Source organism: Dongia soli (assembly GCF_034044715.1).
GTDB classification, from domain to species: Bacteria; Pseudomonadota; Alphaproteobacteria; order Dongiales; family Dongiaceae; genus Dongia_B; species Dongia_B soli.
Map to the genome: position 1 here is coordinate 1,039,606 of NZ_JAXCLW010000001.1, position 14,393 is coordinate 1,053,998.

The 14,393-nt window shown below is 62.7% G+C and carries 14 protein-coding genes and 1 tRNA gene; 7 read left to right on the forward strand and 8 right to left on the reverse strand.

The genetic code is table 11. The features are described from left to right. Positions 1–2: 2 nt before the first annotated feature. From hrpB to SMD27_RS04670, 3 genes are read right to left on the reverse strand one after another with little or no spacing between them, the layout of a single operon-like run. Positions 3–2,534: an ATP-dependent helicase HrpB gene (gene hrpB / locus SMD27_RS04660; RefSeq protein WP_320507156.1), complete on the reverse strand. Its 2,532-nt coding sequence runs from the start codon at positions 2,532–2,534 to the stop codon at positions 3–5. A gap of 60 nt (positions 2,535–2,594) precedes the next feature. Beyond that, positions 2,595–3,017, reverse strand: a complete 423-nt coding sequence (cueR, locus tag SMD27_RS04665) for a Cu(I)-responsive transcriptional regulator (RefSeq protein WP_320507157.1) — start codon at positions 3,015–3,017, stop codon at positions 2,595–2,597. Further along, positions 3,001–5,280: a heavy metal translocating P-type ATPase gene (locus tag SMD27_RS04670; protein WP_320507158.1), complete on the reverse strand. Its 2,280-nt coding sequence runs from the start codon at positions 5,278–5,280 to the stop codon at positions 3,001–3,003. Before SMD27_RS04670 ends, cueR begins: the two co-directional genes overlap by 17 nt. 136 nt (positions 5,281–5,416) lie before the next feature. Between SMD27_RS04670 and SMD27_RS04675 the strand changes: the two genes are divergently transcribed. Beyond that, positions 5,417–5,623, forward strand: coding sequence for a heavy-metal-associated domain-containing protein (locus SMD27_RS04675; protein ID WP_320507159.1), 207 nt, complete (start codon positions 5,417–5,419; stop codon positions 5,621–5,623). A 201-nt stretch (positions 5,624–5,824) separates the two neighbouring features. Beyond that, positions 5,825–6,076, forward strand: coding sequence for a GlsB/YeaQ/YmgE family stress response membrane protein (locus SMD27_RS04680; RefSeq protein WP_320507160.1), 252 nt, complete (start codon positions 5,825–5,827; stop codon positions 6,074–6,076). Between the two features lie 127 nt (positions 6,077–6,203). Here SMD27_RS04680 and SMD27_RS04685 read toward each other — a convergent pair whose 3' ends face one another. Continuing rightward, the gene (locus SMD27_RS04685) at positions 6,204–7,268 is read right to left on the reverse strand and encodes a methyltransferase (protein ID WP_320507161.1); all 1,065 of its coding nucleotides are present in this window, start codon (positions 7,266–7,268) and stop codon (positions 6,204–6,206) included. Between the two features lie 386 nt (positions 7,269–7,654). Between SMD27_RS04685 and SMD27_RS04690 the strand changes: the two genes are divergently transcribed. Continuing rightward, positions 7,655–8,203: a Cache 3/Cache 2 fusion domain-containing protein gene (locus tag SMD27_RS04690; RefSeq protein ID WP_320507162.1), complete on the forward strand. Its 549-nt coding sequence runs from the start codon at positions 7,655–7,657 to the stop codon at positions 8,201–8,203. 224 nt (positions 8,204–8,427) lie between these two features. Here the strand turns inward: SMD27_RS04690 and SMD27_RS04695 are convergent. Next, a tRNA-Ala gene (locus tag SMD27_RS04695) sits at positions 8,428–8,503 on the reverse strand. Between the two features lie 172 nt (positions 8,504–8,675). On the opposite strand from SMD27_RS04695, the gene SMD27_RS04700 reads away from it, so the two are divergent. From SMD27_RS04700 to folD, 3 genes are read left to right on the forward strand one after another with little or no spacing between them, the layout of a single operon-like run. Then, positions 8,676–8,963: a YggT family protein gene (locus SMD27_RS04700; protein WP_320507163.1), complete on the forward strand. Its 288-nt coding sequence runs from the start codon at positions 8,676–8,678 to the stop codon at positions 8,961–8,963. A 6-nt stretch (positions 8,964–8,969) separates the two neighbouring features. After that, entirely contained in the window at positions 8,970–9,290 is a 321-nt protein-coding gene (locus SMD27_RS04705) for a DUF167 domain-containing protein (protein WP_320507164.1), read from the forward strand. A 22-nt stretch (positions 9,291–9,312) separates the two neighbouring features. Next, the gene (folD, locus tag SMD27_RS04710) at positions 9,313–10,197 is read left to right on the forward strand and encodes a bifunctional methylenetetrahydrofolate dehydrogenase/methenyltetrahydrofolate cyclohydrolase FolD (protein ID WP_320507165.1); all 885 of its coding nucleotides are present in this window, start codon (positions 9,313–9,315) and stop codon (positions 10,195–10,197) included. Positions 10,198–10,242: 45 nt separating this feature from the next. On the opposite strand, the gene SMD27_RS04715 is transcribed toward folD, so the two are convergent. Both SMD27_RS04715 and SMD27_RS04720 read right to left on the reverse strand, forming a co-directional pair. Then, complete coding sequence (locus tag SMD27_RS04715) at positions 10,243–10,755, reverse strand: PAS domain-containing protein (protein WP_320507166.1); 513 nt, start codon at positions 10,753–10,755, stop codon at positions 10,243–10,245. 161 nt (positions 10,756–10,916) lie between these two features. Further along, on the reverse strand, positions 10,917–12,128 hold the full coding sequence (locus SMD27_RS04720) for an argininosuccinate synthase (protein ID WP_320507167.1): 1,212 nt from the start codon (positions 12,126–12,128) through the stop codon (positions 10,917–10,919). Between the two features lie 270 nt (positions 12,129–12,398). Between SMD27_RS04720 and SMD27_RS04725 the strand changes: the two genes are divergently transcribed. Next, positions 12,399–13,127 (forward strand): class I SAM-dependent methyltransferase, encoded by a 729-nt coding sequence (locus SMD27_RS04725; RefSeq protein WP_320507168.1) that lies wholly within the window; start codon positions 12,399–12,401, stop codon positions 13,125–13,127. A 14-nt stretch (positions 13,128–13,141) separates the two neighbouring features. Here SMD27_RS04725 and SMD27_RS04730 read toward each other — a convergent pair whose 3' ends face one another. After that, positions 13,142–14,341, reverse strand: coding sequence for a tetratricopeptide repeat protein (locus SMD27_RS04730; protein ID WP_320507169.1), 1,200 nt, complete (start codon positions 14,339–14,341; stop codon positions 13,142–13,144). Positions 14,342–14,393 lie beyond the last annotated feature (52 nt).

Below are 14,393 nucleotides of genomic sequence, written 5' to 3' on the forward strand. Positions count from 1 at the left end.
AATCAGCTACGTGGCCGCGGCTTGGCGCGCGCCGTCGGTTCGGCGATCAGCGGATCGTCCGGCCAATAATGTTTCGGATATTGCCCCTTGAGATCGGCCTTCACGGCGCGATAGCCATTGGCCCAGAAGCTCTTGAGATCCTGCGTCACCTGAACCGGCCGGCGGGCAGGTGAGAGCAGATGCAGCAGCACCTGGACCTTGCCATCGGCGATGGTCGGCGTATCGGTGGCGCCGAACATCTCCTGCAACCGTACCGCCAGGACCGGTAGGTCGCCGCCTTCGTAATCGAGCGGCAGGCGCGACCCCGATGGCACGTCGAGATGGGTCGGCGCCAGCCGGTCCAAGGCTTGGCGCTGCTGCCAGTCGAGTGTCGACAACAGGGCCTCCCGCAAATCGAGATTGGCGAGATGGGCGCGCCGTGTCTTGCCATCAAGATAAGGCAGCAGCCAGGTTTCGAGGCTTTCCAACAGCGCGTCATCCGACAGATCCGGCCAGCTGTGGCGTGGATCGTTCAGCCGGCGGAGCAGTGCGATACGGGCGCGCAGGGTGTGCAAATCCGGCGTCCAGGGAAGGCATGCCAATCCCATCTGCCGAATGCCGGTCGCCATCGCCTCCGCGAGTTGGCCGCGCGGCGGATTGGCAAGCGGCTTTTCCGCCAGCACCAGCGACCAGAGGCGGCGCTGGCTTTTCGCGTCCACCGTCTCGCTGCGGGGATTCCAGGCGACGATGGTTTCATCGATGATGGCCTGGCCGAAATCCGCCTCGATCTCGTCGAGGGTGATCGGCGCCGCGAGAAAGATGCGGGCGGCCCGCTTGTCGCCGTCGAGTGCGCCGATTGCCAGGAAGTCCTGGTTGGCGAGCGGATCGGCGGCGCCAAGCACCGCGCCGCGACCGTTGCTGAGGCGAAAGCTCTCCATGCCGTCGGGATTGCGTCCACGCTTCTGCGCCAACCGATCCGGATAGGCCAATGCCAGCACGGCACCGGCGGCGTCGCGCGCCGCCGCCGCATCTGACGGAAGGTCAAGCTGCCGGCGCCAGTCCTTGGCCGATTGCCGGATGCGTTCGCGCAGAGGGCGATCGACTTTGCCGCTATGCCGGCCGCGATCCTGCAGCACATCCAGCCGGTCGCGCAGATCCACATCGGCGGGGCCATATTGGCGGTCCTGCTTGATGGGGTCGCGCTCGCTGAGGATAGCGGCGATATCGCAGGCGAGCGCACCCAGGCCGCGTTCTTTGGCTCGCACCATCATATGGGCAAGGCGTGGATGGACACCAAGCGCCGCCATCGCCTTGCCAGGGGATGTCGCCAGCAATTTATCGTCAATCGCTTCCAGCTCAGCCAGCAACTCGCGGGCCTGGGCGAGGGAGGCCGCCGGCGGCGGGTCGAGCAGCTTCAACGTCTCGATTTCGGTGATGCCCCAGACCGCAAGTTCCAAGGCCAAAGGCGCCAAATCGACAGCGAGAATTTCCGGCGCCTCGAAGGCGGGCAAAGCACGTTCGGATTGCGGCGACCACAGCCGATAGCAAATGCCGGGCTGGGTTCGGCCGGCCCGACCGCGGCGTTGTGTGGCCGCGGCTTGCGAAACCTTCGTCGTGGTCAATCGGCTCATGCCGCTGACCGGGTCGAAGCGCGGCACCCGTCGCAAACCGCTATCCACCACGAGGCGGACGCCGTCGATCGTCAGGCTGGTTTCGGCAATCGAGGTTGCGAGCACGATCTTGCGGCGGTTCTGTGGGTCGCGGCGGATGGCACGGTCCTGCTCGGATAACGGCAGATCGCCATAGAGCGGCAGGACGATGTGATAGCTGCCGAGATCGCCGAGGCGCTGCTCGACCCGCCGGATCTCCGCCGTGCCGGGGAGGAAAGCCAGGATGTCTCCTGCTTCCGCCTGCAGTGCTTGGCGGATCGCGCCAGCCATGCGGTCTTCGATCCGGCTGACGGAATCATCGCCGAGATAGCGGGTCTCGACGGGAAACATACGGCCTTCGCTGGTCAGGCGCCGGGCCTGCGGCAGCAATTCTGCGGTGGCGGCTCCATCCAAGGTCGCGGACATGACGAGAAGTCGAAGATCGTCGCGCAAGGCAGCCTGGGCTTCCAAGCAGAAGGCCAGAGCGAGATCACTGTCGATTGTGCGTTCGTGGAATTCATCGAAGAGCACGGCGCCAATGCCGGGCAAGGTCGGATCCGCCTGCAATTGCCGCAGAAAGAGGCCGGTTGTCACCACCTCGATCCGCGTCTTCGGCCCGACGCGACGGTCGAGACGGACTCGATAGCCGACTGTCTCGCCGACCTCTTCGCCAAGCAGGTTCGCCATACGATGGGCAGCGCTTCGCGCCGCCAGCCGGCGCGGTTCCAGCATGACGATCTTGCCGCCGGAGAGCCATGCCTCGTCGCGCAAGGCGAGCGGCACCATGGTGGTCTTGCCGGCGCCGGGCGGCGCTTCCAGGACCAGATTGGGCGCAGCCGCCAGCGCCGCGCGAATGTCCGGCAGCAGCGTTTCGATCGGCAAAGCATCTTGGATGACGGCGGTCATGGGGCGCAACATAGCTGCCCCGCCGGCCTTGGCAAGCGCCTCGCGAGTGGAGTCCTGGTGCTAGGCGCTGCGTTGCCGCGGCACCGCCTCATCCGATCCGGCCAGATCCTCCAGAATCGGGCAATCGGGGCGGTCGTCACCGTGGCAATGATGGGCAAGATGTTTCAACGTCTTCACCATGCTCTGCATCTCGGCAATCTTGGCTTCGAGATCAGCGACATGGGCGGTGGCGAGTTTCTTCACCGTTGCGCTGGAGCGGCGGCGGTCGCGCCACAGCGCCAGCAACTGCCGGATTGTTTCGAGCGGAAAGCCAAGCGACCGCGCCCGGTGAATGAAGCGCAAGGCATGCACCTCATTCTCGTCGTAAAGACGATAGCCGGCGCCGGTCCGCTGCACCTTGGGCAGCAGGCCGATGGATTCGTAGTGGCGGATCATCTTGGCGGAAACCCCGGAAGCTCTCGCCGCTTCACCGATCGTGCGCATATCTCACCTTCATTGTGGCGAGCCAGCGTCGCAGGCTCAAGGCATTGCTGACGACGAAAACGCTGCTGAGCGCCATGGCCAGGCCGGCGATCATCGGATTGAGCAAGCCGAAAGCCGCCAGCGGGACGCCCAGCGCGTTGAACAGAAAGGCCCAGAGCAGATTCTGCTTGATCTTGCGTCCGGTCGCGCGGGCCAGATCGATCGCCGCCGGCACCAGACGCAGATCGCTGCGCATCAGCACGATCCCGGCCGTCGCTACCGCCGCATCGGTGCCATTGGCCATGGCGATGCCGAGATCGGCCGCTGCCAAAGCCGGCGCATCATTGATGCCGTCACCGACCATCGCGATGTGGCGGCCGGCTTCGCGCTCTGCCTCAATCGCGGCGATCTTGTCGCCGGGCAGCAGATCGGCCCGCCAATTGGTGATCTTGACATCGCTGGCGATGCGTTGTGCCGCCTTGGCATTGTCACCGGTCAGCAGCAGCGAGGTGAGGCCGAGCCGCTGCAAATCCGCCATGGCCGGTTTGGCGGTCGGCCGCAGTCCATCGGCGAATTCCAGCGCCGCCAGAAGGCGCGGCTGCGGATCCAGCGCGGCGAGATAGGAGCGGGTGGCGCCGTCTCCGCCGGACAAGGACCCAACATCCAATCCGTGTTCCCGCATCAAGCGGCTATTGCCAAGCAGGTAACGGGTATCATCAACGGCCGCTGCCACGCCGCGACCGGGCAAAGCTTCGGCCGATGTGCTCGCGGCCGGCACGATGTCCCGTTCCGAGGCCAGATGCAGCACGGCTTCGGCCAAAGGATGGCTGCTGCCGCGCTGTAACCCGGCGGCAAGGCGAAGCGCGTCCGCTTCGGTGGTGCCACCGGCGGTCACAAGGCTGGTGACCTGCGGCTTGCCGTCGGTCAGGGTGCCGGTCTTGTCGAAGGCGACGCTGTCGATATGCTGGGCTGTTTCCAGTGCAATGGCATCGCGGATCAGGATGCCGGCCTTGGCCCCGGTGCCGGTACCGACCATGATCGCGGTGGGTGTCGCGAGGCCAAGGGCGCAGGGGCAGGCGATCACCAGCACGGCGACGGCATTGAGGATCGCAGTCTCGATCCCGGCACCTGCGATCAGCCAGCCGATCAGAGTCACGAGCGCGACGACCAGGACGGCGGGAACGAAGCGGCCGCTGATGCGGTCCACCAGCTTCTGGATCGGCGCCTTGGCGCCCTGGGCATCGGCGATCATCTGCTGGATGCGATCCAGCATCGATTGCGCGCCCAGGGCAGTTACTTCGATTTCAAGCAAACCATTGCCGTTGAGGGCACCGCCAATGACGCGGTCGCCCGGCGCGACATCGACCGGCAGGCTCTCGCCCGTCAGCAAGGATTGGTCGACTGCGCTCTGGCCGGCGACGACCTTGCCGTCTGCCGGGAGACGGTCGGCCGGCCGCACAATGACGATATCGCCAATGCGCAGCAGAGCCAGCGGCACATCCGCTTCCTGCCCATGGCGCCTGACCCGCGCGGTTTCCGGCCGCAGCGCCTTCAAGGCATCGAGTGCCGACAAGGCGCGCTTCTTGGCGCGCCGCTCCAGCCATTTGCCGAGCCGTACCAGGACCAGGATGACCGCGGCGGATTCGAAATAAAGATGCAGATGCGTTGCATGCTGCGCCTCGCCGAAAAGCACCGGCAAGGCGAGATAAAGACTGAGTCCATAAGCCGCGCTGGTGCCGAGGGCGACCAGGACATCCATGTTCGATCCAAAGCTGCGCAAGGCTTTCCAGGCGCCGCGATAGAACAAAGATCCGAGACCGATCTGCAAGGCCGTGGCGAGACCGATCTGCAGCCAGAGCGGCGCGGTCAATGCTTCGGCCATCGTCGCCGGCAGCACGGCGGCGAGCATTGGCAGGAGCAGAGGCAAGGTGAGAATGGCGCCGCCGATCAGCAGAACGATCTCGCGGTCGAGGGCGATGGTATCGGCGGATGGCGCGGCATGGCTGGATGCGGCTTGCGCGTGCTGTTGGCGCACACCATAACCGGTCCGAATGATCGCATCGGCAATGGCCGTTTCGCTGAGGCCCGTATCGCCGCTGACCCGCGCGGTTTCGGTGGCGAGATTGACGTTCGCGGCAGTCACGCCGGGAAGCTTGGCGAGAGCCCTCTCGATCCGGGCCGCGCAGGCGGCGCAGGTCATGCCGTCGATGCCGATATCGATCTGCCTGGCTTCGGCTGCGGCGGCTATCTGTGATGGCGGTCTGTCGATGGAACCTGTCTGCATGGAATCCTCCATGTCAGTCTAGATGGGGGTTCCAATGATTGGAAGGTCAAGCCCCTTCTCATGAAATCATCGCCTTGACCTTGACATCATGGGAAGCCCCATATTGGGAAGGCAAATCAGAGAGGACGATGTTGGAATGCTTAAACTTGCAGTTTCCGGGATGACCTGCGGCGGCTGTGCGGCTGCCATCCAGCGCAGCTTGAATGCGGCTGTGCCGGGCGCCAAGATCGAAGTTGATCTCGCCAAGGGCACCGTCGCCGTCGATGCAAGCCAAAGCCAGGCGGAAACCGTGAAATCCGCCATTGAGGATGCCGGCTTTACCGTGACCGGCGCGGCGAATTGAGGCCGTAAGCCGGCCGTCATTGCTTGGCCTGCTGCAGAATCTCGCGCGCCGCCGATATCGGTCCAGTCACCGCGGGGCAGCTAAACGCAGCGGTCGTAACGCCACGCAGATGTGAACGGTATGGTTACGTCCAAAGATTGACGCATAGCCGGCCGGGTGGCGTATGCTTCCCTATTCTTTCCTGACGCGAAGGGGTGAAAGATGGGGATTCTCGCCTGGGTTATTTTCGGTCTGCTGGCCGGTATTGTCGCCAAGCTCATCATGCCGGGGAAAGATCCCGGCGGATTCATCCTGACCATCATCATCGGCATTGCCGGCGCCATACTCGGCGGCTTCATCAGCACCTTGTTCGGCTTCGGCGATATCAGCGGCTTCGATCTGCGCAGTTTCGCGATCGCGGTCCTTGGCGCGCTGCTGTTGCTTTTCATCTATCACCGCGTCCGCGGTCGCTGAATCGCAGGCTCCAGCGGATGCGTCGGCTGATGGGGCAGGCCGGTCGAAAGACGCTCGGCCGGCCTGCTCGACGTGCCGGGCCGCTATGGCGGGCGCCGCGGCGAGTCAGACCGGAGCCCGCGCCCGGCTATTTGATCGCCACCGCCATGGAATGCGTGGCGGTAAGCGGCGTAACACGGCCGTCGCGGAAGCCGGCCTCGCGCATCCAGCCGAGGCAATCGGCGCCGGTATAGTCGAAGCCGCCATTGGTTTCGATCAGCATGTTGAGACTCATCAGCAGACCGAAGGCATGCTCGCGCCGCTGATCGTCGATCATTGCATCATAGACGATCAACCGGCCGCCCGTTGGTAGCGCCGCATAGGCTTTAGCGAGCAGCACGCGCTTCTGCGCCAGATCCCAGTCATGCAGGATATGTCCCATGACGATGACCTCGGCAGCCGGGATCGGCTGGGCAAAGAAGCTGCCGCCTTCGAAGCGGATGCGATCGGTGAGGCCGCAGGCGCGGATATAGTCCGTGAAGACGGGCTCGACCTCCTGCAGATCAAAGCCGATGCCGGTGAGGTGCGGGTGCGTGCGGGCGATCTCGACGGTGCAGCCGCCCTGGGCACAGCCCACATCGACGAAGGATCCGACCTCCGACCAGTCGAAAGCGGCGGCAATGGCCCGTGCCGTCATGCGGCTGATGCCAGTCATCGCGCCGAGGAAATGTCGCAGCCTGTCGGGATCGGCATAGAGCGCGGCAAAGAGATCGAGATCGGGATCCCGGCTGTTGAGGACCTCGTTCTGTGGATGACCGGTCTTGAGCGCCTCGGTCAGCCGGCCCCAATATCCATAGAGTCGCCGATCCATCATCTCGATCATCCCACCGATATAGGTCGGCTTCGCGCGGTCGAGGAAAAGCTCGCTATCGGGACTGTTGCGGTAGAGCCCGTCCTGCCGTTCCAGCAGGCGAAGCGCGACCAGGGCATCGAGCCAGTCGCGGGTGCCACGCGGGTGAAGGCCGAGCCGCGACGTCACGCTGTCGGCATCGAGCGGTGCCTGGGACAAGGTGCTGAAGAGATCCAGGCTGACCGCGGTGAGCAGGGCCTTTGACGCCCAGAAGCCGAATGCCAGTTGCAGGATGGAGTCCGGCGAAAGTTCCCCTTGCAGCGCGGTGTTCTGTGTGGTCTGCAGCGTGGTTGTCCTCGACATCTTCATCACCTTCCTCTGTCCACAAACTCAGGATGAGACAATTCCGGATCATCGGCAACGGCGCGTGGTTGCGGCTTGGATTGACCGAGGTCTGGAAATGAGAATCGAAATGGTGGGGTCAGCTTAGCCGGATAAGTGCCAGACGAGAGCCGTCAGCGAGGACGGCAGTCATTGAATAGCAAAATCTGCCTGCAGGTTGACCGGACAGTCCAACATGACGTGATGGGCACCGCGAAATCGGAACTGCTGCGCTTCTCGATGAAACGCGCTTCTCGATGAAAAGAGCGTTTGTATTTGGTATACTTGATCGTCACGGGGCGATCTCCACCATGTGGATTATTCGGGACGTTGCAAGCACGCCCATTTCTCCGGGAAGGAGTCCGTCCATGAAAAATCTGTTGATGAACATAAAATCGTTTCTTGTCGTTATGCTGACGGCTGGCTGCGTCATGGGAATGTCCATGCTGATGCCGGCGGGGGCAGTTGGGACAGCGGATCCGCGCGTTGCGACGTCGATGGCAAGCCTAAAGGCCATGGCGGCGAAGCTGGGGCCGCCGAGGCTCGAAGGGCATGAGGCCGTTGGCGGCAAGGACGCGCCCGCTCTGTATTTCGGCTCCACCAAAATCAACAATAACTTCGAGCTTGTCGACGCTATCAGCAAGGAAGATGGCAAAGGCATGACGGCGACGTTCTTTGCCAAAAGCGGCAGCGAGTACATTCGCGTATCCACCAGCGTGCCGAAACCTGACGGCAGCGGACGAGCGGTCGGGACTATCCTCGACCCAGCCGGCAAAGCGATTGCTGAAATTAAGCAAGGCAAGCCGTTCTATGGCGAAGTGAAGATTCTTGGCACGCCGTACATCACCGGCTATGAGCCGATGATGGATAAGGCGGGCAAGATCATCGGCATCTATTACGTCGGCTACAAGAAATAATACCGCCGTCTAGAATCCCTGTTTCAGCGTCCTACGACTTCGACTGCCAGGCTTCGCCCGAAGCCTGGCGCTGCTCTGGGGGCGCAGGGATATCGCAGCCACTCCGCAAGAACTGGTCAGAGTGAAGCAGGCCAAAGCAGCCCTTGGAACCAGCGGGCGCCAATCTTCTCGGATGGGAAGGAAATCAACCGCGGCCGATCGGCCTTTTGTTTGGGGACGCGATTTGGTGGACCCGATCAGAATCGAACTGACGACCTCCTCATTGCGAACGAGGCGCTCTCCCAACTGAGCTACGGGCCCACCGTGTCGGACGGGCGGGAATATGGTTGTCCCGGGGGCCGCCTGTCAAGCCGCTTTCGGGGCCCGCCGGGCATTGCCGCGAATCCGCACTTTGCTGGCAAGGCCTTGGCAGAAAGCGGTTTTTGCCCCATATAGGCTGCAGCGCAACCTGGCGGAAAGGTCTTGGACGGTTATGATCGCCCTGGTTTCTTTGGTTCACACCATCATCACGCTTTATACGATCGTTCTGCTGGTGCATGTGGCGCTGAGCTGGCTCACCGCCTTCAACGTCGTCAATCCGCGCCATCAGGTGGTGGTTGCCGTCGGCCGGGTGACCTCCGCACTGTGCGAGCCGGTCCTGGCGCCGATCCGCAAGGTCCTGCCCAATCTCGGCGGCCTCGATATTTCACCGATCATCCTCATCCTGGTCCTGCAATTCCTGGATAATTTCATCCGCTACGATCTGGTTGCGGGTTTCTAATCAGGCATGACGGGCCTGATCCAGCTGGTACCCGACGGCATCCGGCTGCGCCTCAAGGTCACGCCAAAAGCTCGCCGCACGGCGATCGGCGAAATCATGGCCGATGCCGATGGTGCCCCGGTCCTGAAAATCGCCGTGACGGCCGCACCGGAAGACGGCAAGGCCAATGCGGCGGTGATCGCGCTGCTGGCCAAGGAATGGGGTGTCGCTAAAACGGCCATTTCGGTCGTCACCGGTGCAACCGACCGGCACAAGCTGGTGGAGATTCGCGGACAGTCCGAGGAGTTGGCGGCGCGGATCGCCGGCTGGCTCGATCATCATCATTGAAAGCAAGAGAACGGGGAGCAGCATGAGCGACAGCAGCAGAATCATCGACGGCAAGGCCTTTGCGGAAAAGCTCCGCGCCAAGATCGCCGAGCAGGTCGCCTTCCTGAAGGAAAAGCACGGTTTCACCCCGGGTCTCGCAGTGGTGCTGGTCGGTGAAGACCCGGCTAGCAAGGTCTATGTACGCAACAAGGGCGAACAGACCAAGGCAGCCGGGATGGCGAGCTTCGAATACAAGCTGCCGGATACCACCAGCCAGGCGGAAATGCTGGCGCTGATCGACAAGCTCAACAAGGATCCCAATGTCAACGGCATCCTCTGCCAGTTGCCGGTGCCGAAGCAGATCGATCCCCAGGCGATCATCAATGCCATCGATCCCGACAAGGATGTCGACGGCTTCCATGTGGTCAATGCCGGCAAGCTGGCGACCGGCGGCGAAGGTCTGGTGCCCTGCACGCCCTATGGCTGCCTGCTGCTGCTGAAGGACCGGCTGGGCGATCTCGCCGGCAAGCATGCGGTGGTGATCGGCCGCTCCAATATCGTCGGCAAGCCGATGGCGCAATTGCTGCTGAATGAAAGCTGCACCGTCACCATCGCCCATTCCAAGACCAAGGACCTGCCGGACGAAGTGCGCCGCGCCGATATCGTGGTCGCCGCCGTCGGCCGGCCGGAAATGGTCAAGGGCGACTGGATCAAGGAAGGTGCCACGGTCATCGATGTCGGCATCAACCGTATCGAAGTCAACGGCAAGGGCAAGCTGGTCGGCGATGTGGAATATGCAACCGCCCTGCCGCGTGCCGCCGGCATTACCCCCGTGCCGGGCGGCGTCGGTCCGATGACGATCGGCCTGCTGCTGCGCAACACGCTGGTTGCGGCCTGCCGCCAGCGCGGGGTCAAGCTGCCGGACTAGGGCGCGACCGTCTAAAACGATCCGGCTCTAACCGGCAAGATCAAATCAGCGGGGCGGCTCGCCGATCCGAACGGTCGGCGGCCGCCGCATCGCTTCCAGCGGCTCCAATTCCAAATCTTCGAGCGCGATGGTCTGGTCGACCGTCTCGCCGTCGCGCGACAGCGGCAGGACGGCAACCGCATAGGGTTTCAGCATGCCGTTGTCGAACTTCACCTGGCCGAGCCCCAGGACCGGCAGCTTCTCGCGTGACAGCAAGCCGTAAATCTCATGCCAGTCCGTATCGTGCTCGGTGCGGAAATGCAATTCGTCGAGATAATGGCCGGTATAGTCGAAAGCACCGTTCTCCACGCAGCGCGTACCGACCAGCGTATAGCGCACCCGGAAGGGCGCGTATTCCAGCCGCGCCATGATGATGTAAGGCAGCAAGGCGGGAATATCCGCGGGATCGATATCCTGCCGCGACGGCATCGCCCGATCGCCTTTTTTCGTCATCCAGTATTCGTAAAGACGGCGGATGCGCGGCGATGGAACGTCGTCGATGACTGAATAACGCTGCATGCAGATTTCCAACCCTGATTCGCCGCAAGTCTAGTCCTCAAGGATGCAGGAATCCAGGCAACATCTGTCCGATCTGCCGTGTTGATCCTAAGTTCGACCAACAAAAAACTGGCCGGCAATATGCCGGCCAGTCCGAAGTCTGGAAATTAGCTCGGTGAAGTTCAGCCGTTATCGCGCTTCATCAGGCGCAGGCGCAGCGCGTTGAGCTTGATGAAGCCGGCGGCGTCGCGTTGGTCATAGGCGCCGGCATCGTCTTCGAAGGTGACGTGGCGCAGGCTGTAGAGCGACTTCGGCGATTTGCGGCCGACGACATCGGCATGGCCCTTATAGAGCTTCACCCGCACGGTGCCTTCGACATGCTCCTGCGATTTGTCGATCAGGGCCTGCAGCATCTCACGTTCAGGGCTGTACCAGAAGCCGTTGTACAGGAGTTCGGCATAACGCGGCATGATCTCATCCTTGAGATGCGCCGCGCCGCGATCGAGCGTGATGCTTTCGATGCCGCGATGGGCAGAATGCAGGATAGTGCCACCCGGGGTTTCATAGACGCCGCGCGACTTCATGCCGATGAAGCGGTTCTCGACCAGGTCGAGCCGGCCGATGCCATTGGCCTTGCCCAATTCGTTGAGCTTGGTGAGGAGAGCGGCGGGCGACAGTTTCTCGCCATCGATCGAGATCGCATCGCCCTTTTCGAAACCGATCTCGATATAGGTCGGCTTGTCGGGGGCCGCTTCCGGCGAGACGGTGCGCTGATAGACGAATTCCTCCGGCTCCTGCCAGGGATCTTCGAGCGCTTTGCCTTCGCTGGAGGAGTGCAGCAGATTGGCATCGACCGAGAAGGGGGCTTCGCCGCGCTTATCCTTGGCGATGGGGATCTGGTGCTTTTCGGCGAATTCGATCAGCTTGGTACGGCTGGTCAGGTCCCATTCGCGCCAGGGCGCGATGACCTTGATATCCGGGTTGAGCGAATAATAGCTGAGCTCGAACCGTACCTGGTCGTTGCCCTTGCCGGTGGCACCATGGGCCACGGCATCGGCACCGGTCTGCCGGGCGATCTCGATCTGGCGCTTGGCGATCAGCGGCCGGGCGATCGAGGTGCCGAGCAGGTACTGGCCTTCATAAAGCGCATTGGCGCGGAACATCGGGAAGACGAAATCGCGGACGAATTCCTCCCGCAGATCCTCGATGAAGATCTCCTTGATCCCCAGCATCTCGGCCTTCTTGCGGGCCGGCTCCAATTCCTCGCCCTGGCCGAGATCGGCGGTGAAGGTCACCACTTCGCAGCCATAGGCTTCCTGCAGCCATTTCAGGATGACGCTGGTATCGAGACCGCCGGAATAAGCGAGCACGACTTTCTTAATGTCACGGGCCATAACGTTTCCTCGTGGAAAGAGACTGCCAGGATCGGGACCCGGCGAAAACCGGGCGGAAATTAGGGGAAATGGCGGGTCCAGGCAAGGACCGGACGACGGCTCCCGGCATATCGGGCAGCGGCGGCGAGCTTCGGCGCCGGCGGCCCTTTGCGCGCCACCCGCTTGGATTGCATCCGGCCGGGGAATGGGCTTAATTTTGCGCCGGACTTTTCGGCTGGCGCGATTACTGCCATGGGCTGCCGTGGGCGTCCGAGGATCGGAGAAACACCCATGACGCAGAACATCTACGATAACGAGACCTTCTTCGCCGGTTACAGCCAGTTGCCCCGCTCGGTGCTCGGCCTGGACGGTGCGCCGGAATGGATGGTGCTGCGCGGCCTGTTGCCGGACCTGCGGGGATTACGGGTACTGGATCTCGGCTGTGGCTTCGGCTGGTTCTGCCGCTGGGCGCAAGCGCATGGCGCGGCGCAGGTCCTCGGCATCGATATTTCCGAGCGCATGCTGGCGCGCGCCAAGGACGAGACCAAAGGTGCGGGCGTGACCTATCTCCGGGCCAATCTGGAAGATGTCGATTTGGCGCCGAATTCCGTCGACCTGGTCTATAGCTCGCTGGCTTTGCATTACATCGAGAATCTGCCAAGCCTGATCGCCAAGGTGCATGCGGCGATGGCGCCAGGCGGCAAGCTGATCTTCTCCGTCGAACATCCGATCTATACCGCGCCCGGCAATCCGGGATGGACGACCGATGCAAACGGCCAGAAAACCTGGCCGGTCGATCGCTATCTCGATGAAGGGGCACGTGCCACGGATTGGCTGGCCAAGGGTGTCATCAAGCAGCACCGCACCATCGCGACCTATCTCAACACGCTGATCGCTGCCGGTTTCACCCTGGCTTATATCGAGGAATGGGCGCCCTCGCTGTCGCAGATCGCCTCGGAACCGGACTGGGCGGATGAACGGCAGCGGCCGCCTTTCCTGCTGGTGGCCTGCAACCGATAAGCGGGAGCAGGGCGCTAGGCGCCCAGCTGCTTAAGCGTCACATTCGAATCGATATATTCGATGGTCGAGCTGCTGCCAGTGGCAATGGCAGCCTTGAAGTAACCCACCGCGGCTTTGCGATCGCCGCGCAGCAAGGCGGCCTGGCCGAGATAATAATTGACCTCGCAGCGTAAGGCAGGACCCTGGACCGGATAATCTTTGTCAATCAGGGCGAAGATTGCCTTGGCATCGGTCTTGTTCTGAAAATAGCGGAGGATCTGCACCGGCCATTGTTCATCGAGCAGTTTGTCGGCTGCGGCTTTCAACGCCGCCGGATCGCCCTCGGTCTTGCCCTTTTTTTGCAGATGGGCCGCGAATTGGCGCGCCAGATTGAGGCGCAGGGCGGCATAGGGATTATCGTCGCGTGCCTTCATCGCGCTGGCGAAGTCATTGGCCGCGCCCGCATAGTCGCCCTTGGCATAGCGCGCCCGGCCGCGATTATAGTAGCCCGCCGCAGCTTTGGGATCGAGCTTGAGCATGGCGGTGAAATCGCGGATCGCCTCATCGAATTTCCCGGCCCGGATATAGAGACCGCCGCGATCGAGCAGCGCATCGAGATGATCGGGATGCGTCTTCAACAGCGTGCCGAGATCCGCGATCGCGTCGTTGTCCTTGCCTTGGCTGGCGGCGACCCAGGCACGCAGATAGCGGGCATCGACATTGTCCGGATCCTTGGCGAGCGCCGCATCGAAATCCTGCTTGGCGGCCATCGGCCGGTTGGCCCGCAATTGCGTTGTGCCGCGATTGACCAAGGCAGCGGGCAGGCCCGGCTTTATTTTCAGCGTCTGACCGAAATCGTTGATGGCGGCGTCGTATTTGCGCAGCAAGGTGTAACCGATCGCCCGGTTGTAATAGGCGGCCGCCAGGTCATCGCCGGCGACCTGCTTGCCCTCGATTGCATGGGTGCAGGCAACGATACGTAATTGCGCATCGTCATTGTCCAGGCAATCGGCCATGTCCTTGCCCGGCGCGATATCCGGCGCCGGTGTCGCCCGCGGCAATTGCTGTTGCTCCATATCCTGCTTGGCCGGGCCGTCCCGCTGTTCCGGCAGCAGTACCTCGGCGCGCGCCGGCAGGGAGGCGGCAGCCAGGATGACGGCCAATGCGGTCGCGCAGCACAAGGCGGCGGCGCTGCGGAAAATGAAAACGGGTCGACAGGTTCCAGTGGATCGCATGGTCTCGGTTCGTCACTGCTATGGCCCGGTGCGGCCGTCGCGCGAAGCTAAT